Here is an 18,613-nt window from a genome sequence, read left to right as displayed (position 1 = left end):
GGCTCAGTTGCTCCGGGAGAGGATCAGGGCGGTGCATTCGTGCAGCATGCGCTGCGCGGCGGCAGGCAGGCGCAGGAAGGTGGCCGAACGGGTGGCGGAGGCGCAGAGCTCGTTGGCGAGTTTCCGGGCGAACTGCTCGGCTCCGGATTCTTCCAGGGCGTGGCGCACGGTGGCCATATCACTGTGCCCGGCCCGGTAGGCGGCCAGCAGCGAGCTGAAGCCTTCCTGTTCGCTGGCCAGCGAGGTCAGAATGGTGCTCTTGGCTTCGCGCAGATCCGAATCGTTGGGCTTTCCGGTGGATTCCGGCTTCCCGAAGGTCCCCAGCACGTCGTCGATCACCTGGTAGGCAATGCCCAGCTGGCAGCCCACCTCGCCCAGCCGCGCGGCCTGCTGCGCGCTGGCCCCGGCGAGCAGGGCCCCGGCCTGCAGCGGCAGCTGGAAGGAGTAGGCGGCGGTTTTGAGCTCTTCCATGCGCAACACCTCTCCGGTGGTGGCCGGTGCATCGAGCAGCGAGTAGAGCAGGTCTTCGAGCTCACCGGCCCCGGCCTGGGCGATGGCCTGCGCGAAGGCGTCCTCCACGGCTCCCTCGCAGTCCAGTCCGTGCCCGGCGCGGGCGGCCAGTTTGATGGCCTCTGCCAGCAGCAGGTCCCCGGCGATGACCGCGGCGCTGTTGCCCACGTGCTCGGCATCCGCCGTGCCGCGTCCGGCGGCCAGCGCCTGGTCGCGGTAGTGCGCCGACAGGGTCGGCTGGCCGCGGCGCATGTAGTCGCGGTCGATCACATCGTCATGCATCAGCAAGGCGGTATGCAGCAGCTCGAAGGCGCAGGCCAGATCCTTGGCACGGCCCGGATCCCGGCCGGCGAACGCCTGGTAGCCGAGGAACACCAGCGCCGGGCGGGTGAGTTTTCCGTGTTCCACACTGCGCGCGATCTGCTCCCAGAGCTGCGCGGTGTGCGGGGAATAGGCGCTCGCCCGCGCCGTGGCCCGGTTCAGGATGGTTTCCAGATGCCGGCGGATTTCGGCCAGCGTCCGGGCATCGGCAAAGCCGGGCAATCCGGGGTCTTTACTGGATGGTGCCGTGTGTGAGGTGGCGTGGATGGTCATGGCCCTTTGCTCCATAGGTGGGTTTCGGTGTCGGATTCCAACGCTTGGCAGGCATCATGCAGGAAGCCAAGCACCGTGTGCTGTTGCTGCTCGTCCAGTTCCCGGAAGGCCCGGTAGATTCCGCGCAGGCTTCCCGCGGCTTGCTCCGGGAGGCCGGGAAAGTTCTCTCCATGCAAGATCATCTTCTTGCGCCGGTCCTGGGGATGGTCCTCGCGGCGGATGTAGCCATGGGCCTCGAGCCGGTCCAGCACGGAGGTGATTCCCGCCGTGGACACCGCGAGCTTGGCGCCAAGCTGTCCGGGACCGAGCTGCCGGTTGACTCCCAGCGCGTTCAACGCGCGCAGATCCGTGTCGTTCAGGCCCAGTTCCCTGCGGTATTCGTCCTCGGCCGCCGCGTAGGCATGCTGGAATTGGCGCATGAGACGCAGCACGCTAGAAGACCTGGGGTCCGCAGTGGTAGCCATGAAGAACTTCTCTCGCTAGGTTGATTATTAGCTTCGCTAGATACATCATGGTTTAAGTATCTTCATTTGTCGACTCCAGTTTCAAGATTTTTGCCCCACCAACCGCGAGGAGCGGATCATGAAAGAACCACAACGCAGCGCATCGCTGGCCTCCTGGCCTACGGTGATCCTGGAAATCGCCGCCCTGGGCGCGGCGATCACGGCGGCCTTCATCGGCAGCGGCGCCCTGGGCGGCACCTCCATCCAAGATGCCGCCGGCGGCTACCTCGGTGCCGACTCGACCTTGCTGTCCCCGTCCGGGCCGGCGTTCTCCATCTGGAGCTTCATCTATCTGGGACTTGCGGTGTTCGCCGTCTACCAGGCTTTGCCCGCCGGGCGGCGCTCGGAAACCCTGAGGGCGCTGCGCCTGCCGGTGGCGGCCTCCGCGCTGCTGAATGCGGCCTGGATCGCGGTGGTGCAATTCGACCTGCTGGCGCTGAGCGCCGTGGTGATCTTCGCGCTGCTGCTGGTGCTGCTCTGGATCCTGGTCCGGCTGGTGCGCTTCCCCAGCAGCACGCGGGCCGAGCACTGGATCATGTGGCTGACCTTCGGCGTCTACCTGGGCTGGGTGAACGTGGCCAGCATTGCCAATGTCTCGGCATTGCTCTCCTCCTGGGGCGTGGGAGAAGACGCCGCGTGGGCTCGGGTGGCGGCGCTGGCCCTGCTGGTGGTTGCCGCACTCATCGCGGTGGCGGTCTGCTGGTACTGTGCAGGAAAGCTCTACACGGCGCTGGCCATGGCTTGGGGCATCGCCTGGATTGGGCATAGCCGGCTCACCGGGACCAATGAATCCGAACTGGTCGGCTACGGCGCGCTGGCGATTGCGGTCCTGCTGCTGCTCAGCGCGGGAGGAATCGCACTGCGCTTGGGCACCCGAGAGAAATCGAGGCAATCATGAGCACCATTGCGGTCACCGGCGCGACCGGCTACATCGGCGGGCGGCTGGTTCCGCTGCTGCTCGAACGCGGGCACCGGGTGCGGGTGTTCACGCGCAGCGCCGAACGGCTGCGCGACGTCCCGTGGCGCGAGCAGGTGGAGGTCATCACCGGAACCTTGGAGGACGGCTCGGCGGTCGCCCGGCTCTGCGCCGGAGCGGACGTGGTCTATTACCTGGTGCATTCGATGTCCAGCACGAAGAATTTCATGGCCGCCGAGGAGCGCTGCGCGCAAAGCATGCTGAAAGCTGCCACCGAGGCGTCGGTGGGACAGCTGGTCTACTTCTCCGGGCTGCACCCCGAGGGCGAACTCAGCGACCATCTGGCCTCCCGGGCCAAGGTGGGGCGGATCCTCGGATCCGGCCCGGTCCCCTTGCTCACCTTGCAGGCGGGACTGGTGATCGGTTCGGGATCTGCGAGCTTCGAAATGATCCGGCATTTGAGCGATGTGCTGCCGGTGATGCCCGCGCCGCGCTGGGTGCTGAACCAGGTCCAGCCCATCGCGGTGCGCGACGCCCTGCATTATCTGGCGCGCTGCGCGGAACTACCGGCCGGAAGCGCCGGGACCTATGACATTGGCGGCCCGCTTGCCTACAGCTACGCCGAATTGATGCGCAGCTACGCCGTCCAGGCGGGACTGCGCAAGCCGTGGGTGATACCGCTTCCGCTGCTGACTCCGCGGCTGGCCTCGCATTGGGTTAATCTGGTCACTCCGCTGCCCCATACCCTCGCCGGCGCGCTGGTTGATTCGCTGCAGCACGACTGCCTGGTGCGCAACCGGGAAATCGATGAGCTGATTGACCGCCCCGACGGCGGGCTGACGGACTATCCGCGCGCGGTCGCGCTGGCCTTGGAGAAGATCCGCACCGACTCGGTGGACACCAATTGGGCGACGGCGCACCCCGTGTCGGCCCCCGCGGACCCGCTGCCTTCGGACCCCGAGTGGGCCGGGCACCGGGTCTATGTCGATGAGCGGTCCCAGGACAGCACGGCAAGCGCCGCCGGGCTGTTCACGGTGCTCGGCCGCATCGGCGGAGAGTCCGGCTACTTCTCCTTCCCGCTGCTCTGGAAGGCCCGCGGGCTGCTGGACAAGCTGGCCGGCGGGGTGGGCCTGCGCCGCGGACGGCGGCAACGCGAAAAGCTGGCGCTCGGAGATGTGGTGGACTGGTGGCGGGTCGAAGCCCTGGAACCGGGCCAGCTGCTGCGCCTACGCGCCGAAATGCGGGTGCCCGGACGGGCCTGGCTGGAATTCCGGCTCAGCGACCAGGAGGCCGGAAAGGTGCGGCTGACCCAACGGGCCATCTTCTTCCCGCGCGGTCTCGCCGGAAGGCTTTACTGGTGGTCCGTGTACCCGTTCCATGGCCTGATCTTCTCTTCGATGCTGCGCAGCATCATCACGCACGCCGAAAACGAGAGCACCCCGGCCTAAGGAGCTACCGGCCGGGCTCTGGTGCTTCGGGGTCGACCCCGTAGAGGCTGTCCTGCAGGGCCTCGGAGGTGCCGGCGAGGAAGCGGATCACCACATCGCGCTCTGCGGGGCTCAACCCCAGCGCCACGTCGAATCGCTTGGCGTGGTGGCGGCCCAGCTGCTCGCGGGCGGCCAGATGCGTTTCCTCGCTGACCTCCACCTGCCAGGAACGCCGATCGGTGGGATGGGCCTTGCGCACCACATGCCCTCCGGCCACGAGCCGGTCGATCATCTTGGTCACCGAGGCGGTGGTGACCCCCAAATGGCGGGCAAGCAAACCAGGGGTCGCCGCTTGCCCGGCATGCTTGGCGGAAATGAGCTGGCGAATGGCGCGCATATCCGTTTCGTTGAGCTTCATGAAGCTCTGCGCGCTGTGCATGATGCGCCGCTCCACCGCACGCAGCCGTCCCAGTTCCGCCATGATGCGCTCGATCTGAGCGAGGTCCTGTGCGGGGATGCCAGCGCGGGGGATGAGCGCTTGCTCCGGATCCGACTGGGCAAAGCTATACATCATGGGCAGCTTTTCGCGCTCCACATTCCACCCCTTGAATAATCACCTACAGCGATCCCGATCGCGGGATAACTCTTCCAAAGCTTACTCCCCCGGCCTGCGGCAATAAGCAGGATCCGGGCTGTTGCACCGCTCCGCACGCCAGCGGCCACCTTGCAGGATGCACAAAACCTCCCGAACTTTGCCAGTTCGGGAGGTTTCGTTTGGTTGGTGCGAGTAGAGAGACTTGAACTCTCACGTCCGAAGACACTGGAACCTAAATCCAGCGCGTCTACCAATTCCGCCATACTCGCTCGCGCTACACCTGACTTGAAGTCCGGTAACTCGACCTCAACTAGTCTAGCGGAATAATTCGCAGATATAAAATCGGCGAACCATGGTTCTACTTGGGATCAATCCCCAAGTCACGACGCAGCTTTGCAACGTGACCGGTGGCACGAACGTTGTACTGCGCCAGGGAAACCAGACCCTGCTCGTCGACCACAACGGTCGAGCGAATCAGCCCCTCGTAGGTGCGGCCATAGTTCTTCTTTTCACCCCAGGCGCCATAGGCTTCGGCGACGGCATGGTCCTCATCGGCCAGCAGCGGGAAGTTGAGCTCTTCCTTGGCGGCGAACTTTGCCAGCTTGGTGACCCCATCCGGGGAGATTCCGAGAACTTCGTAGCCCAGAGCCTTCAGGGACTGGATCGAGTCGCGGAAATCGCAGGCCTGCTTGGTGCAGCCTGGCGTGGAGGCCGCCGGGTAGAAGTACACGATGGCTTTCTTGCCGCGGAGGCTGGACAAGGTCACTTCATTGCCCTCGGCGTCGCTCAACGTGAAGTCTGGCGCCTGATCCCCCGCAGCCAAGCGAGTTGGCGTAGTGGCTTCATTGCTCATTCGTAGAACCCCTTTTCCGTGGATATACAAAAAATCCGACCTGATAGTTCAGGTCGGATCTCATTGTGCGCCCCTCGGGACTTGAACCCGAAACCTACTGATTAAGAGTCAGTTGCTCTGCCAATTGAGCTAGAGGCGCTTACTTCGCTCTGACTAGTCCGTTTCCGGTTCATGTCGTTGCGACGTAGATAATCATAGGCAGAAGGCACCCAAAAAGGAAAATCGACTGCCCGCACCCTTGGAACCCTACAAACACCTAGTCAGATAGGACTTACCGGATCCCCTGGGGTCGCAGGGCAGGAAATTCGTTAAAATTTCCTGCGTGGTTTGAACCACATTCTGAATCGTCCTGCGGGAACTTATGAATTAATTCCACGAGATCTAGTGTTTAGTCATCTGCAGGCTCGGACCAAGCAAATAGCCCATGCTGAAGAAACTGATTCCTCGACTCTGAGAAATTATGGGTTCCAAAAGTGCAACGGATTCGAGAAGGGGAATATTTATCGGATTACACGCGCAAGATGAGGCCGCGGAAGAATCCAGCAAGGACAGTTCCGCAGAAAGGCTGGCGGCTCATCTAAAGCTAGTTTCGATTGGTTCCAGTTGGAACAGAAGACTATCCGGGCTATATTTTCCGACCCTGGCAACTACATGGATGTTGTCTCGGATGCCAATAGTGCCTGTGGGGCTCTCATTGGTGTAGTGCAGGTCGTTAGTGGTATTGACATCACGAAATTGGAAGCTTGGGCCAGGCGACCGGTTTTCATCAAAGTTCCCGGCAGCGATCAAGATGTCATACCGAGTTTTGTAGTTACCATGTTGCGCGAGAGCCCAAACGCTGGCATCGAATTCAATCAACTGGTCCTTGTACTTCGCTGCGAACTTTTCAACCACAGGACCGGAATCGCTCCCAGCCAGAAGCTCAGCTAAGTCTTTGCTGTTGTCCACGGTCAAGATTTCTTCTGCGGGTGCTGCACTTGGAACTTCGGTCAGCAACGAATCACCGGACGGCAGCTCTGCGTCTATCACTTCCGCGGTCGCATCGATTATTGGTTCTTCATTTGATTGCTCCGATTCACGAGCAACTGGCGCAATTGGTTCTTGTTCATTTCCACTTTCGAGAACGGCCATGACACCAATAAAAATAAATAACGCGGCCATACTTCCGCCAAGAACTACCATCGCTCGTCTAGACAACTTGCGCTTTGGGCGACGGAAGGTAATTTGAGTTTGGAGTCGTCCGCGCTTTTCCTCTACGAGTTCCCACCCTTCACTTGTCCACTTCGAAATCGCCCTGGACTCCGCGCCTCGGATCGTTTTCACGATTTTAGAGTGGTAATCAATTTCCGATTCAGACATTTCGCCCCCATAGGTACTAACTCTGCACTTCTCCAACTGCCGTGATTCTAACTGTGAGCTTCAACTATTCGTTATTTATGAGGATAAATACGCAGAAACATTCCGTAGCCACCAGAAGCAAACGCGGGTTCGGCTCGTACTTCCACTTTCTCCGTCTTTTTGGCGACAGCTCCTTCACCTACTCTTACTGACCGATGCGGTGCCCGTTCAGCGGGTTCGACTTCGCGGTGACCTTCCATCCATGCCAAGATTCCACCTTTCAGGAACAGCGCGGCAACGCACACGCCAAGTATCACTTAGGCGTGCTTCGGGAGCTTCTGCCTGGGCCGACGCAAGGTAATTATCGTTAACAGCAGCCAGTGCCATTACCTCGGCTACTTCCCAGCCTCTTTTTGTCCAGTTTGAAATGGTGATGGATTCTGTGCCTCGAAATTCCCGCAGGACATTGATTTGGTATTCACGTTCTGGCTCGGGCATGGCGCTCCCCCATAGTCGTGGTCCGCTGTTCATTCCTCTCTGCCATGAGCCAAACGATGAACGGCTAACGAGCGTTGAGGCTGGGGCAAATGAGGGGACGATCAAAGTCGGCCGTGAGAGAAGAAATCCGACCCGAGGTTTACGGCCCGCATTTCAGGGCTAGGTGCCGAAGTTTGATCCGGGTACGCAAAAAGGCCGGACCGAAGTCCGACCTTTCTCACTGTGCGCCCCTCGGGACTTGAACCCGAAACCTACTGATTAAGAGTCAGTTGCTCTGCCAATTGAGCTAGAGGCGCCCGCTGCGATGTTCTAGAAGCTTTTTATGCTTCGCGCTTTCGCAACGAGATAAAACTTTACCAGCTTTCGGCGAGAGTGCAAAACGAGAGGGGCCCTCCGGCCGGTGACCTTCGTTACAGCAGATGACTTGGGGTTATTTCCATAGGCATCTCCTGCTTTATACAGTGAACCCATGAACAGCCAACGCACGGTTTCCTTTCCCACTCAAGAACTCCTCAACGCTGTCGGCGAGCTGCCACGCAACCTCAAGCCAGTTATTTGGGACTTGGTCAACGAGCCATCCACGAACCTGGAGGAGATCGACATAGCGATCTTCCCTTATATGGCTTCACCGCACAGCCTGCGCAACATCGATCGGGCGCCAAACGTCAGCCACGTTCAAACGCAGACCACCGGCTACGACGGACTGGTTGATCTCGTTGGCGACCGGGCAAGCATCACCACGGCCGCCGGGGTGCACGCCGCAGCCACCGCAGAGATGGCACTAGGGCTGGCCATCGCATCACTGCGGGGCTTCCCACAGGCGGTACGCGACCAGCGCGAAGGGGCGTGGAACCCCATGCAGTGGCCCGGCTTGGCCGATCGCACGGTGGGCCTAGTAGGCGTCGGCGGCATTGGCGAGGAGATCCGCAAACGCTTGGATCCCTTCGAGGTGAACCTGCTGCGCTTCGGTTCCCGCGCCCGCACCGACGCGCACGGCCAGGTGCTCTCCATTGACCAGCTCTCCGCACACGCCGGTGAAATCGAGGTGCTGATTCTGATTGTTCCGCTGAATGACTCCACGCACCATCTGGTGGATGCCCAGCTGCTCGCCAAACTTCCCGACGGAGCACTGGTGGTCAACGTGGCCCGCGGTCCAGTGGTGGACACCGATGCGCTGGTCGCCGAAGTTTCCTCCGGCCGGCTGTCGGTGGCCTCGGATGTTTTCGAACCAGAGCCGCTGCCGGCGGACCACCCGCTGTGGCAATGCCCGAACGCGTTGATCTTGCCGCATAACGGCGGAAACACCGGCGCCTTCTTCCCGCGGATGGTGCGCCTGCTCAAAAAGCAGCTCCCGGCCTGGTCCGAAGGCGAACTTGGCCAGAACGCTGTGCATCAGATCACTAGTTAGTGCTTTTTAGCTAACAATTTGATTCCACTTAGCGGCACCCCGAGAGTTACTGGGGGTGCCGCTAGCGGCGTGCGCTATCTTTGATAAATACCCAAACCGTTTACCGCCGCGAAAGCCGCCGGTTCACCGCGGCTGGGAACCGAAAGCAATCAAGAGGAAGTCGAGCCACAACCGTGCCTTCGAAGCAACAACATCTCGTGACGCGACGCTTGCTGCTCACTGGATCGCTCGCTGCGACAACACTGGCGTTGGCTTCCTGCACCTCTAAGAACGGTGAAGGCGTAGCCTCCGCCAGCCCGTCGGCAAGTGAACCTGCAATTCCGCGTACCCTGCGTCTGGCAGCTTCCGCTCCCCCGGTGTCGTTGGATCCCGCATTGGCCAATGACAACGAATCCTTCCGCATCACCCGCCAGATCTACGAGACGCTGATCTCCATCGATGCGAATACCGGCAGCCCCATTGCCGGCCTCGCCGAATCATGGACCGAGAGCGAAGACGGGCTGCGCTATACCTTCGCGCTGCGGCGCGGGGTGCGCTTCCACGACGGCAGCGAATTCAATGCCGCAGCCGTCGTGGCGAACTTCAACCGCTGGGTCAAGCTGCCCAAGGATCTGCAGCTGCGCTCCAGCCAGGGCTTCATGCACGTCTTCCACCACGAAAAAGACATTCCCAAGCTGCCTACCGAGGCGGAGCTGAAGCTCAAGCTGGACCAGGGCACCACGGTCACCGAGGAGCAGAAGGCGGCCGAGACCCAGCGCCTGGCCGAGCTGGAGAAGCTCAAGGCCATTTACGCTCAGGACCTATTCACCGGAAAATCCCTCGGCGGCAGCGCAAGCTATTTCGCCGGAGTCGAGGCCACGGAGCCATACGTTCTCACCTTGAAGCTGCGTCGACGCCGTGCCGGGCTCATCGAATCGCTCACCCTGCCGGGTATGGCGATCGCCGCACCGGATTCCCTCGCCGGGGGCCCAAAAAGCAACCCGAGCCAAGCGCTGCTCACCGCGCCTTCCGGCACCGGCCCCTACAAGTTCGTATCCAACGACGAGGGCACCGTGAATCTGGAGCTTTTCGCCGACTATTGGGACAAATCAAAGCTCAGCAACAACCCGAACCATCCAGAAGTAGTGGTGGTTTCCCCGGTCCCCTCCCCCTACAACCGCGAAAGCGCGCTGATGGCGGAGGAAATCGACGGCTTCGACATGGTTTCGGTCGATATCATGCGTACCTTGGTGCGCAACGCGAAAGTCGTCGTGCAGCGCGACCCGTTCTCGGTGCTGTATCTCGGACTGGATCACCGCAACGAATGGCTGGCCAAACCCGAATTCCGCATGGCCATCACCCACGCGGTCAACCGTGGACGGTTGGCCGACAACCTCTTCCTGCAGGGTTCCAAATCCGCGCAGAGCATCCTGCCGCCGGCCTTCGGCGTCCCGGATCCGGAGGGCACGCTGAACCACAGCTCCGATAAGGCCAAGCAGCTGCTGGCGGACATCGACTACAAGGGCGAAATCATCGAGTTCGCCTACCCGCTGCGGGTCTCGCGAAACTACCTTCCGCTGCCCGAGCGCACCTTCGCCCAATTGGCCGAAGACCTGGCTGCGGTAGGCATCCGGATCAAGCCACGCCCCATTGCGTGGACCGACGGATATGTGGATACGGTGCGTTCGGAGGAATTCAACGGGATGCACCTCTTGGGCTTCTCCGGTGGCTATCGCCTGGAAGATGACTTCATCTCCGGAATTCTCGACGCCAAGGAGCATGAGTTCGGATACACCTCCAAGTTACTTGACTCACAGGCCTTGGCTGCCCGCTCCTTGCCTCCTGGCGAGGAACGCACGGCGGCCATGACTGCCATTTTGGCCACGCTGAACACCGATCTACCGCTGGTCCCACTGGTATTTCCGATTTCCGCCTTGGCCTTCAACCCGAACGTCACCTACTACCCTTCCTCGCCCATGCTCAATGAGAGCTATCTGGACGTGCAGATGACTAACTCACCTGCACTTTCCAGTTAACGATTTTTAACCGGTGGTCTACTAGGTCTAGTCTGTAGTAGAGCAAAGTATCACTGTCGATGGAGATCCTCGTGCCTTCTGAAACGTCAACCGAATCTTTTGACGTAGTACTAATCGGTGCCGGCATCATGAGTGCCACCCTTGGCACCATGATCAACCAGCTGGAACCAACCTGGTCTATTGGTCTTTTCGAAAACCTCGACAAGGCCGGAGAGGAATCCTCCTCACCATGGAACAACGCAGGTACCGGTCACTCGGCACTGTGCGAACTGAACTACGCCCCGGCCAAGGCCGACGGAACGGTTGACCCAGCCAAGGCAATCGGCATCAACGAGCAGTTCCAGGTATCCCGCCAGTTCTACTCGTGGGCAGTTGAGAACAAGCGCGTCGCAGACGCGGATTTCATCAACGCGCTGCCGCATATGTCCTTCGTCATTGGCGAGGACCACTCCAAGTACCTCAAGGCGCGCTATGACGCGCTGAAGCCGAACGCATTGTTCGGCGAAATGGAGCACACCACCGATCTAGACACCATCAACGAGTGGACTCCGCTGGTCGCCAAGGGACGCGACGCCTCGCAGAAGGTCGCCGCCTCCCGCGTGGCCTCGGGCACCGACGTTGATTTCGGTCGCCTGACCAAGGACCTGACCAACTCGCTGGGTGCCGCAGGCGCGTCGGTGAACTACGGCCACAAGGTCAAGACCCTCAAGCGCGATGGCGCCGGCTGGGAAATCACCGTCAAGGACAACGCCAGCGGCGCTGTGAAGACCGTGAAGGCCAAGTTCGTCTTCGTCGGCGCGGGCGGCGGCGCCTTGTCGCTGCTGCAGAAGTCCGGCATCGATGAGATCAAGGGCTTCGGCGGCTTCCCGGTCTCCGGTCAGTTCCTGCGCTGCACCGATGAAGCGATCATCAACCAGCACCACGCAAAGGTTTATGGCCAGGCTTCGGTCGGCGCCCCACCGATGTCCGTGCCGCACCTGGATACCCGATTCGTTGACGGAAAGCGTTCACTGATGTTCGGCCCGTACGCCGGCTTCTCGATGAACTTCCTGAAGTCCACCGGACAGATGGACCTGCCGCTGTCGCTGCGCCCGCATAACATCATCCCTATGCTTGCAGTGGGCAAGGACAACATGTCGCTGACCGCCTACCTGATCAAGGAGGTGCTCAAGTCACGTGCCAAGAAGGACGAGGCCCTGGCCGAGTACTTCCCCGCAGCAGATGGCTCCCAGTGGGAGTTGATTACCGCCGGCCAACGCGTACAGGTCATCAAGAAGGATGCCAAGAAGGGCGGCGTCCTTCAGTTCGGCACCGAGGTCATCACCTCCTCGGACGGTTCGATCTCCGGTCTGCTCGGTGCCTCCCCAGGCGCCTCGACCGCGACTCCGATCATGGTGGGCCTGCTCTCGCGCTGCTTCCCGAAGCAGTTCGCAGGCTGGGAAGCAAAGCTGAAGGAAATGATCCCTTCCTACGGCACCAAGCTGAACGAAAACCCGGCGCTCTACGCCGAGGTCAAGGCTGCTACCGATAAGAGCCTGGAACTGAGCTAGCCAACGGGGGCAAGGGCCGGTTTGCTTCCTGCCGCTTAGCGGCCAGGGAAGCGAACCGGGCCTTTGTCATTCCGCCGACGCAGTGACCTCGATGGCCAGCGGGGATCGCAAGGTCTGCAGCACCACGCAATATTTTTCCGTCGCCTCGATCAGCTGCGCTATGTCCTGCTCGCTGGCCTCGGTGTGCAGCTCGAAGGACAACTTGATCGAGCTGAATCCCACCGCGGCTTCGGGGTCCAGCCCCAAGGTGCCGCGCACATCCAGCACACCGCTCGCGTGGACGCTGCCGGCAACGCTCAGCGAGCGGTTGATCGCGACCGCAGCCAGGGTGACCCCGGCACAGGCCACCAGCGCCTGCAGGAGCAGATCCCCCGAACAGGCCAGCGTCCCATCCCCGCCGGTGGACGGGTGCAGGCCGGCGCTCACCAGCGCCTGACCGGTTTGCACCGAACAGGAGAGTCCTTCTTCTCCGAGAGTTCCGGTGGCCTCCAATACGATGCTTCCGGCTTGCGGCTGCTCGCGGTAAAGCTGTTTCAACGGCCGCTGCACGCTGCGTAAAGTGTCCCGGTCCATGGCCGTCCTACCCATCTGCGAAGTTCCGTGGGGCATTCCCATACACCGAGTATGCGCTCGAATCCCACTATGGGACCCGATCAGTTGGCAGTTTTAGCACCTGCTTGCTGGCAGCCGTAATTCGTTACGTCAGGATCGCCGTTCCGTGTACTTGAATCTTTGAGGCCCTTGGAGGAACGTCCCCGCTTGTAAGGATCTCCTACTAGCGTTCATCCACAAATCATTAGGGCGAGGGTACTATCCCGACATCGATGCCAGAGCGAATTAGAATGTCCAGTGCCGGCGGCCGATGATCTAGCACCCCTGGGGCCTAGTCTGTGCGCCAATGAAGATTCATGAACCGCCGTAGGGATGGTTTTGGGGTGTGCGCGGAAATAACCACCAAACCACAACGCAACGACGCTCGATATCTATGAGTGAAAATTCCATGAAACTCTCATCACGACCTACGCCCGCTTCCAATCTACCTACGCGCATATCTGCATTTTGTGAGCGAACGGTGTCATAATGTAAATATGGGAACGATTAGTACCGCGCAAGAACTGGGGCGAGCAATCCGTGGCGCAAGGATTCAAAGCGGGTTGAGCCAGCAGGGGCTTGCAAACAAAACCGGGCTTTCCCGAAAATTCATCTATGAGCTTGAATCCGGCAAAGAGACAGCTGAGCTTGGCGCTTCGCTTAGAGTTGCCGACGCCTTGAACATCCGCTGGGCTGCCCCGGCTCCGACGCCTCAGGCGGTCCTCGACGAGGCGGCCCGCGATGTTGCCCGCGAGCTGTCCTCCGGTGACAGTGAATTCGCTTTACGAATTGCAATGGATTCATTGAAGCAATTGAAAATGATGAAGCCGGAGCACCTCAAGAAGCCCGGCCCCACCGGAAGCGAACGATTTGATGCTTTGCTTGCAGCGGGCGCGCGAATCGCACTTGAAGGCGTTTCTGCACAAAAACCTCGGTGGGGTGTAAAACTGCAGGACCCTTGGTTTCCAGGTAGTGACACGCGGAGCATGAGCGACGCATTCAGAGAACTGACAATCAAGCGCACCCCGAAGACATTGGCTGATTTTAATATTTTCCTCAAAGATAATTCGCTGGAGATGGCGTGAGCAAAGACTTCACCATCGATGAGATTCGCGAACTGCTTGGCGAGCTTGGGAGCAGGCTGCGTGCCAAGGGAATCACCCCGACGATCCGACTGGTCGGCGGGGCGGCCATCGCCTTCACGGGAAACGAGCGTCGGGTGACCCAAGACATTGATGCCTCCTATACACCCCCAGCCGACGTTGAGCGCGTAGTTGAATTAATGGCTCAGGAACGCAATCTTCCCTCCGGGTGGCTGAACTCCAGTGCGACCGCTTTCATCCCCGCAGGAGCAAAATGGGTCAGTATCAACCTTGGTGAAGGGCTCGAGGCATATATCGCTTCGCCTGAAACGCTGCTTGCAATGAAGCTCAGTTCGGCTCGAGATCGGGACATGCCCGACCTCAGCTTCTTACTGGAAAGCTGGGTATTCAAAACGTGGATGCGGCTACGGAAATAGCCGCAGAGCTCTATGGCGGCGATGACGTCGCATATTCTAGGACGAGCCGCGAAGATGCTCCTATCGTTGCCGAAGAAGCCATAAACCAAAAGCGAAAAAACAAACACAACTAGGCGTTGGCCCTCCGCGGAGGCGGCCTCTGTGGATCCATGAATGTTCCGCAACGTTGAGGACTCCTCCAACGAGCATTCATATTCGCAACGTTCCTGCCTACCTCATACCTCAAGGCAACGGCTCCAACGGAGCCCTTCCATGTCGGGCAAACCATCCAAGTGCGTTTGGTGCGGCGCCAGCCGTACCGGAGTTCCGCGGTGAACTTCGGCTGCCCAATCCCACAGCCATCGGTGGCGCTCGCGGAAATGATGCGGCCCCTGAGTAAATAGCCGTTCTCGATGGCCAATAATCCACGTACCGCCGCTAACTCGATTTCCCGGTTCTTCCCTACCCACTTCCGTCTAAGAGTGGTGGGCGCCGCAGCCAAAGTTCTCGGGCCGAAGTCACCATCACACGCTCGGCGCACGTCTGCGAGACCCTTCGGACTCAGTGCGAGGTGCAGGCCTTGTCCTGCGGCGGGACAACGTCGACAACGCGCCAAACAGAGCCTGGGGTTCTACAGGCGCAAATTCCTTCCATGCGGCGCTGGCACATGGTTCCTCAAGGCATGGCGCGGAGAACAGTAGACGCCCCAAAAAACCCGCTATCTCCTCCGGCACCGCTGTTGCAGGCCACTCCTGGGTAATCCATTCGGATGATTTTTGCGTGCTTAACATCTCTCGGTGACTGTTGAGCAATGACAACCAACTAAAGTTGTGCTCAGCCCCTCCCACTGCGACACAGCTAGGACCACACACGCATGCAGCGCTTGGCCATCTTGTCTTTGAAGAACCGGGCGCTCATCGCGCTTATCACGATCTTCGCCGCCGTTTTCGGCGTGATCTCCATGGGATCGCTGAAACAGGAACTGATCCCCTCGCTGGAGTTCCCGCAGATCTCCGTGATGGCCACCCAGATGGGTGCAAGCCCCGAGGTGGTCGACGAACAGGTCGCCGCCCCATTGGAAACCGCGCTGCAGGCGGTCGAGGGGCTGGAATCCTCCACCGCCACCTCGCAGACCGGGTTCACCCGCATCGCGCTGACCTTCGAGTACGGCACCGATATGGACCGTGCCCGCGCGCAGGTGGAACGCGCGATCTCCAACGTGAAGACCCAGCTGCCCGAAGACGTGGAACCCACGGCGCTGGCCGGCTCCATTGCCGACCTTCCGGTGCTGATGCTCGCGGTCTCCTCGAACGAGTCGCTTCAAGCGCTGAACGATGACGTGGAACGCATCGCGCTGCCCAAGCTGCAGAAGATTGACGGGGTGCGTGAAGCCGCCGTCTCCGGCGGCGCCTCCCAGCACATCGCGGTGATCCCCGAGGACGACTCGCTCAGCGCCGCCGGGCTGAGCGTTGCCGACCTGAAGGACGGCATCGAGAACGCCGGCTCCCCCATGCCGGTGGGCAATATGAACGTCGACGGGCTGCAGCTTCCGGTGATCGCCGGCTCCTCCCCAGATACCCTGGCCGCGATCGAAGACATTCCGCTGGTCACCGAGACCGGTCCGGTGCTGCTCAAGGATGTCGCCGAGGTCTCCGTGCAGGCCGATGAGGCCACCAGCGTCACGCGCACCAACGGGGATGAGACCCTGTCCATCCAGGTCACCAAGACCCCGGACGGGGATACCGTCGCGATCTCCCACGCGGTCACCGCGATGATCGCGGATCTGGAAGCCGAGCTCGGCCACAAGGCGACGATGACCACCATCTTCGACCAGGCACCCTTCATCGAGGACTCCATCAGCCACCTGGCGCTGGAAGGCGCCCTGGGCCTGGGCTTCGCCGTGATCATCATCCTGATCTTCCTGTTCTCCGTGCGCTCCACGCTGGTCACCGCGATCTCCATCCCGCTGTCCTTGATGGCCACCTTCATCGGCATGAACGTGTTCGGATACACGCTGAATATGCTCACCCTGGGCGCGCTGACCATCTCCATTGGCCGCGTGGTGGATGACTCGATCGTGGTGATCGAGAACATCAAGCGCCACCTGGCCCACGGCGAATCCAAGGCCCAGTCCATCCTGCTGGCGGTCAGGGAGGTGGCCGGGGCGATTACCGCCGCGACGCTGACCACCGTGGCGGTGTTCCTGCCGATCGCCATGGTCGGCGGCATGGCCGGGGAGCTGTTCAGCCCCTTCGCGATGACCATGACCATCGCCCTGCTCGCCTCGCTGCTGGTCTCGCTGACCATCGTTCCGGTGCTCGCCTACTGGTTCCTGCCGCACCGCCCGGGGACCGGGGCAACCCGCACCGTCCACGTGGCCGAGGACAAGTCCTGGCTGCAGCGCGCCTACGTGCCGGTGCTCAACGGCACGCAGAAGCACCCGGTCATCACGCTGCTGGCCTCCGTGCTGATCCTGGCCGGCACCGTGATGATGACTCCGCTGCTGAACACCAACCTGCTCGGCTCCACCGGGGAGAACTCGATCTCCATCACCGCGAAGATGCCTTCGGGCACCGCGCTGGAGACCACCTTGGCCGAAGCCGAGAAGGTGGAAGCAAAACTGCAAGACATCGAGGGCCTGGAAGATGTGCAGATGACCGTGGGCACCGCCAGCGGCATGGCGGCGATGTTCGCCTCCGGCGCGGACACCGCAAGCTTCACCGCGATCACCGACCCCGATCGCGACCAGGAGGCGCTGAGCAATACGGTCCGCGAACAGATCCAGGGCCTGGAGTTGTCCGAGGATGTCACCCTGAGCTTCGGCTCCAATTCCTCGGCGATGATGTCCAGCGACGTCACCGTGGAGGTCAAGGCCCCGAATGAGGATATTCTGCGCGAGGCCACCGAGAAGCTGCGCGAAGCGCTGGCCGGTACCGAGCATGTCACCGGCATCGCGGACAACCTCTCGGCGGAACGCGAGCAGGTCTCCATCGATATCGACGCGGACAAGGCAGCCGAGGCGGGGCTGACCGAGGCGCAGCTTTCCGGCCTGGTCGCCTCCCAGGTCTCCGCCGTCCCGGCGGGCACCCTGCGCCTGGACTACACGGACATGACCGTGCAGATCGGCGAGCCCATGGATCTGAACGGGCTGAACAAGCTGCGCGAACTGCAGATCCCCACCGCCGCCGGCCTGGTGCAGCTGCAGGACCTGGCGACGGTGGAACGCACCAAGGTCGTCCAGCAGGTCACCACCTCCAATGGCGAGCGCATCTCCACCCTCACGCTGACCCCGGCAGAGAACATGCTTGGCAAGGTCTCCGCGGACGTCACCGAGCGCCTCGACTCGGTGGATTTGCCCGAGGGCGCCAGTGCCGAAATCGGCGGCGCGGCCACCGAGCAGGCCGAATCCTTTAACCAGCTCTACCTCGCCTTGCTGGCGGCCATCGCGATCGTCTACGTGATCATGGTGGCTACCTTCAAGTCGCTGATCCAGCCGCTGATCCTGCTGGTCTCCATTCCGTTCGCCGCCACCGGGGCCATCGGCCTGCTGCTGATCTCCGGCATCCCGCTGGGACTGCCGTCCTTGATCGGCATGCTGATGCTGGTGGGCATCGTGGTCACCAACGCGATCGTGCTGATCGACCTGATCAACCAGTATCGGGCCGATACCCCCGAGCGGCCGGCGATGGCGCTGGATGAGGCCATCATGCAAGGTGCCCGTCAGCGTCTGCGCCCGATTCTGATGACCGCGCTGGCCACCATCTTCGCGCTGATCCCGATGGGTCTGGGACTCACCGGCCAGTCCGGGTTCATTTCGCAGCCGCTGGCCGTGGTGGTCATTGGCGGTTTGGTGTCCTCAACCTTGCTGACCCTGATCCTGGTACCGGTGCTCTACCGCCTGGTGGAGTCGCGCAAGGAGAAGCGCGAGCTGCGCCGTGCGGGACGCAAGCACTCCGCCGAGCAGCACACGGGAGCTCAGGATCTTGCGCTGGCCATGAACGGGGCCACCGCGAAGATCACCCCGGGGGCCAAGCAGACGCCAGTGAAGGCCAAGGACAAGCAGCAGGCCAAGCCCGAGCCGAAGGTGCCGGACATCAAGCCGGCGGATCCGCATCAGCCCAAGACGGTTCCGGGCCAGGTGGTCAATCCGCTGACCGGCCAGATCCCCGTCTCCCGCAAGGAGCGCCGGGCGTTCGAGGAAATGATGAACAAGGCGGCCGAAGAGCCCAAGGACTAAGTTCTCCGGCGCCAAGCATTCGGGCCTGCAACCACTAAAAGTGATTGCAGGCCCGAATGCTTTTTTGGTTGTGCAGTTCT

General features: G+C 61.3%; 14 protein-coding genes and 3 tRNA genes. 8 read left to right on the top strand and 9 right to left on the bottom strand.

Annotation, left to right across the window (positions count from 1 at the left end; translation table 11 throughout):
* Positions 1–3: 3 nt before the first annotated feature.
* Together ACT3UA_RS03340 and ACT3UA_RS03335 are read right to left on the bottom strand one after the other, a co-directional pair.
* Positions 4–1,104, bottom strand: coding sequence for a polyprenyl synthetase family protein (locus tag ACT3UA_RS03340; RefSeq protein ID WP_444615517.1), 1,101 nt, complete (start codon positions 1,102–1,104; stop codon positions 4–6).
* Positions 1,101–1,568 carry a MarR family winged helix-turn-helix transcriptional regulator gene (locus ACT3UA_RS03335; protein ID WP_096288611.1) on the bottom strand — a complete coding sequence of 156 codons (468 nt, stop codon included), beginning with the start codon at positions 1,566–1,568 and terminating at the stop codon, positions 1,101–1,103. The genes ACT3UA_RS03340 and ACT3UA_RS03335 overlap by 4 nt, the downstream gene beginning before the upstream one ends.
* A gap of 118 nt (positions 1,569–1,686) precedes the next feature.
* Between ACT3UA_RS03335 and ACT3UA_RS03330 the strand changes: the two genes are divergently transcribed.
* Both ACT3UA_RS03330 and ACT3UA_RS03325 read left to right on the top strand, forming a co-directional pair.
* A complete protein-coding gene (locus ACT3UA_RS03330) occupies positions 1,687–2,505 on the top strand; it encodes a tryptophan-rich sensory protein (RefSeq protein WP_096288609.1) in 819 nt (272 codons plus the stop codon).
* Complete coding sequence (locus ACT3UA_RS03325) at positions 2,502–3,971, top strand: SDR family oxidoreductase (protein WP_444615516.1); 1,470 nt, start codon at positions 2,502–2,504, stop codon at positions 3,969–3,971. Before ACT3UA_RS03330 ends, ACT3UA_RS03325 begins: the two co-directional genes overlap by 4 nt.
* A 4-nt stretch (positions 3,972–3,975) precedes the next feature.
* On the opposite strand, the gene ACT3UA_RS03320 is transcribed toward ACT3UA_RS03325, so the two are convergent.
* The 6 genes from ACT3UA_RS03320 to ACT3UA_RS03295 form a co-directional block, all read right to left on the bottom strand.
* Positions 3,976–4,545: a MarR family winged helix-turn-helix transcriptional regulator gene (locus tag ACT3UA_RS03320; RefSeq protein WP_444615515.1), complete on the bottom strand. Its 570-nt coding sequence runs from the start codon at positions 4,543–4,545 to the stop codon at positions 3,976–3,978.
* Positions 4,546–4,729: 184 nt separating this feature from the next.
* Positions 4,730–4,814, bottom strand: a tRNA-Leu gene (locus tag ACT3UA_RS03315).
* Positions 4,815–4,903: 89 nt separating this feature from the next.
* Positions 4,904–5,398, bottom strand: a complete 495-nt coding sequence (bcp, locus tag ACT3UA_RS03310; RefSeq protein WP_096288605.1) for a thioredoxin-dependent thiol peroxidase — start codon at positions 5,396–5,398, stop codon at positions 4,904–4,906.
* 66 nt (positions 5,399–5,464) lie between these two features.
* A tRNA-Lys gene (locus tag ACT3UA_RS03305) sits at positions 5,465–5,537 on the bottom strand.
* 434 nt (positions 5,538–5,971) lie between these two features.
* Positions 5,972–6,757, bottom strand: coding sequence for a DUF4839 domain-containing protein (locus ACT3UA_RS03300; protein ID WP_096288603.1), 786 nt, complete (start codon positions 6,755–6,757; stop codon positions 5,972–5,974).
* A 700-nt stretch (positions 6,758–7,457) separates the two neighbouring features.
* Positions 7,458–7,530 (bottom strand) — tRNA-Lys (locus ACT3UA_RS03295).
* Positions 7,531–7,703: 173 nt separating this feature from the next.
* On the opposite strand from ACT3UA_RS03295, the gene ACT3UA_RS03290 reads away from it, so the two are divergent.
* From ACT3UA_RS03290 to ACT3UA_RS03280, 3 genes are all read left to right on the top strand, one after another.
* Positions 7,704–8,642 carry a 2-hydroxyacid dehydrogenase gene (locus tag ACT3UA_RS03290; RefSeq protein ID WP_096288600.1) on the top strand — a complete coding sequence of 313 codons (939 nt, stop codon included), beginning with the start codon at positions 7,704–7,706 and terminating at the stop codon, positions 8,640–8,642.
* Between the two features lie 173 nt (positions 8,643–8,815).
* Entirely contained in the window at positions 8,816–10,657 is a 1,842-nt protein-coding gene (locus ACT3UA_RS03285) for an ABC transporter substrate-binding protein (RefSeq protein ID WP_217990426.1), read from the top strand.
* A 59-nt stretch (positions 10,658–10,716) separates the two neighbouring features.
* A complete protein-coding gene (locus ACT3UA_RS03280) occupies positions 10,717–12,207 on the top strand; it encodes a malate:quinone oxidoreductase (RefSeq protein ID WP_176484283.1) in 1,491 nt (496 codons plus the stop codon).
* A 66-nt stretch (positions 12,208–12,273) separates the two neighbouring features.
* Here ACT3UA_RS03280 and ACT3UA_RS03275 read toward each other — a convergent pair whose 3' ends face one another.
* Positions 12,274–12,822 carry an OsmC family protein gene (locus ACT3UA_RS03275; RefSeq protein WP_217990425.1) on the bottom strand — a complete coding sequence of 183 codons (549 nt, stop codon included), beginning with the start codon at positions 12,820–12,822 and terminating at the stop codon, positions 12,274–12,276.
* A gap of 473 nt (positions 12,823–13,295) precedes the next feature.
* On the opposite strand from ACT3UA_RS03275, the gene ACT3UA_RS03270 reads away from it, so the two are divergent.
* The 3 genes from ACT3UA_RS03270 to ACT3UA_RS03260 all read left to right on the top strand — a co-directional run bounded on the left by ACT3UA_RS03270 (position 13,296) and on the right by ACT3UA_RS03260 (position 18,533).
* The gene (locus tag ACT3UA_RS03270; RefSeq protein ID WP_096288590.1) at positions 13,296–13,883 is read left to right on the top strand and encodes a helix-turn-helix domain-containing protein; all 588 of its coding nucleotides are present in this window, start codon (positions 13,296–13,298) and stop codon (positions 13,881–13,883) included.
* Entirely contained in the window at positions 13,880–14,317 is a 438-nt protein-coding gene (locus ACT3UA_RS03265) for a DUF6036 family nucleotidyltransferase (RefSeq protein ID WP_096288587.1), read from the top strand. Before ACT3UA_RS03270 ends, ACT3UA_RS03265 begins: the two co-directional genes overlap by 4 nt.
* Before the next feature lie 853 nt (positions 14,318–15,170).
* A complete protein-coding gene (locus tag ACT3UA_RS03260; RefSeq protein ID WP_444615514.1) occupies positions 15,171–18,533 on the top strand; it encodes an efflux RND transporter permease subunit in 3,363 nt (1,120 codons plus the stop codon).
* Positions 18,534–18,613: the final 80 nt, after the last annotated feature.

This window comes from Glutamicibacter sp. 363 (genome assembly GCF_052379505.1).
Classification (GTDB): Bacteria; Actinomycetota; Actinomycetes; order Actinomycetales; family Micrococcaceae; genus Glutamicibacter.
This window is presented reverse-complemented; position numbering and strand designations above follow the sequence as displayed.

Excerpts from the sequence above, each read along its gene's own strand:
- ACT3UA_RS03340 (WP_444615517.1), bottom strand. The coding sequence starts at position 1,104 with ATGACCATCCACGCCACCTCACACACGGCACCATCCAGTAAAGACCCC.
- ACT3UA_RS03275 (WP_217990425.1), bottom strand. The coding sequence starts at position 12,822 with ATGGGAATGCCCCACGGAACTTCGCAGATGGGTAGGACGGCCATGGAC.
- ACT3UA_RS03335 (WP_096288611.1), bottom strand. The coding sequence starts at position 1,568 with ATGGCTACCACTGCGGACCCCAGGTCTTCTAGCGTGCTGCGTCTCATG.
- ACT3UA_RS03280 (WP_176484283.1), top strand. The coding sequence starts at position 10,717 with ATGGAGATCCTCGTGCCTTCTGAAACGTCAACCGAATCTTTTGACGTA.
- ACT3UA_RS03325 (WP_444615516.1), top strand. The coding sequence starts at position 2,502 with ATGAGCACCATTGCGGTCACCGGCGCGACCGGCTACATCGGCGGGCGG.
- ACT3UA_RS03300 (WP_096288603.1), bottom strand. The coding sequence starts at position 6,757 with ATGTCTGAATCGGAAATTGATTACCACTCTAAAATCGTGAAAACGATC.
- ACT3UA_RS03330 (WP_096288609.1), top strand. The coding sequence starts at position 1,687 with ATGAAAGAACCACAACGCAGCGCATCGCTGGCCTCCTGGCCTACGGTG.
- bcp (WP_096288605.1), bottom strand. The coding sequence starts at position 5,398 with ATGAGCAATGAAGCCACTACGCCAACTCGCTTGGCTGCGGGGGATCAG.
- ACT3UA_RS03260 (WP_444615514.1), top strand. The coding sequence starts at position 15,171 with ATGCAGCGCTTGGCCATCTTGTCTTTGAAGAACCGGGCGCTCATCGCG.
- ACT3UA_RS03290 (WP_096288600.1), top strand. The coding sequence starts at position 7,704 with ATGAACAGCCAACGCACGGTTTCCTTTCCCACTCAAGAACTCCTCAAC.
- ACT3UA_RS03270 (WP_096288590.1), top strand. The coding sequence starts at position 13,296 with ATGGGAACGATTAGTACCGCGCAAGAACTGGGGCGAGCAATCCGTGGC.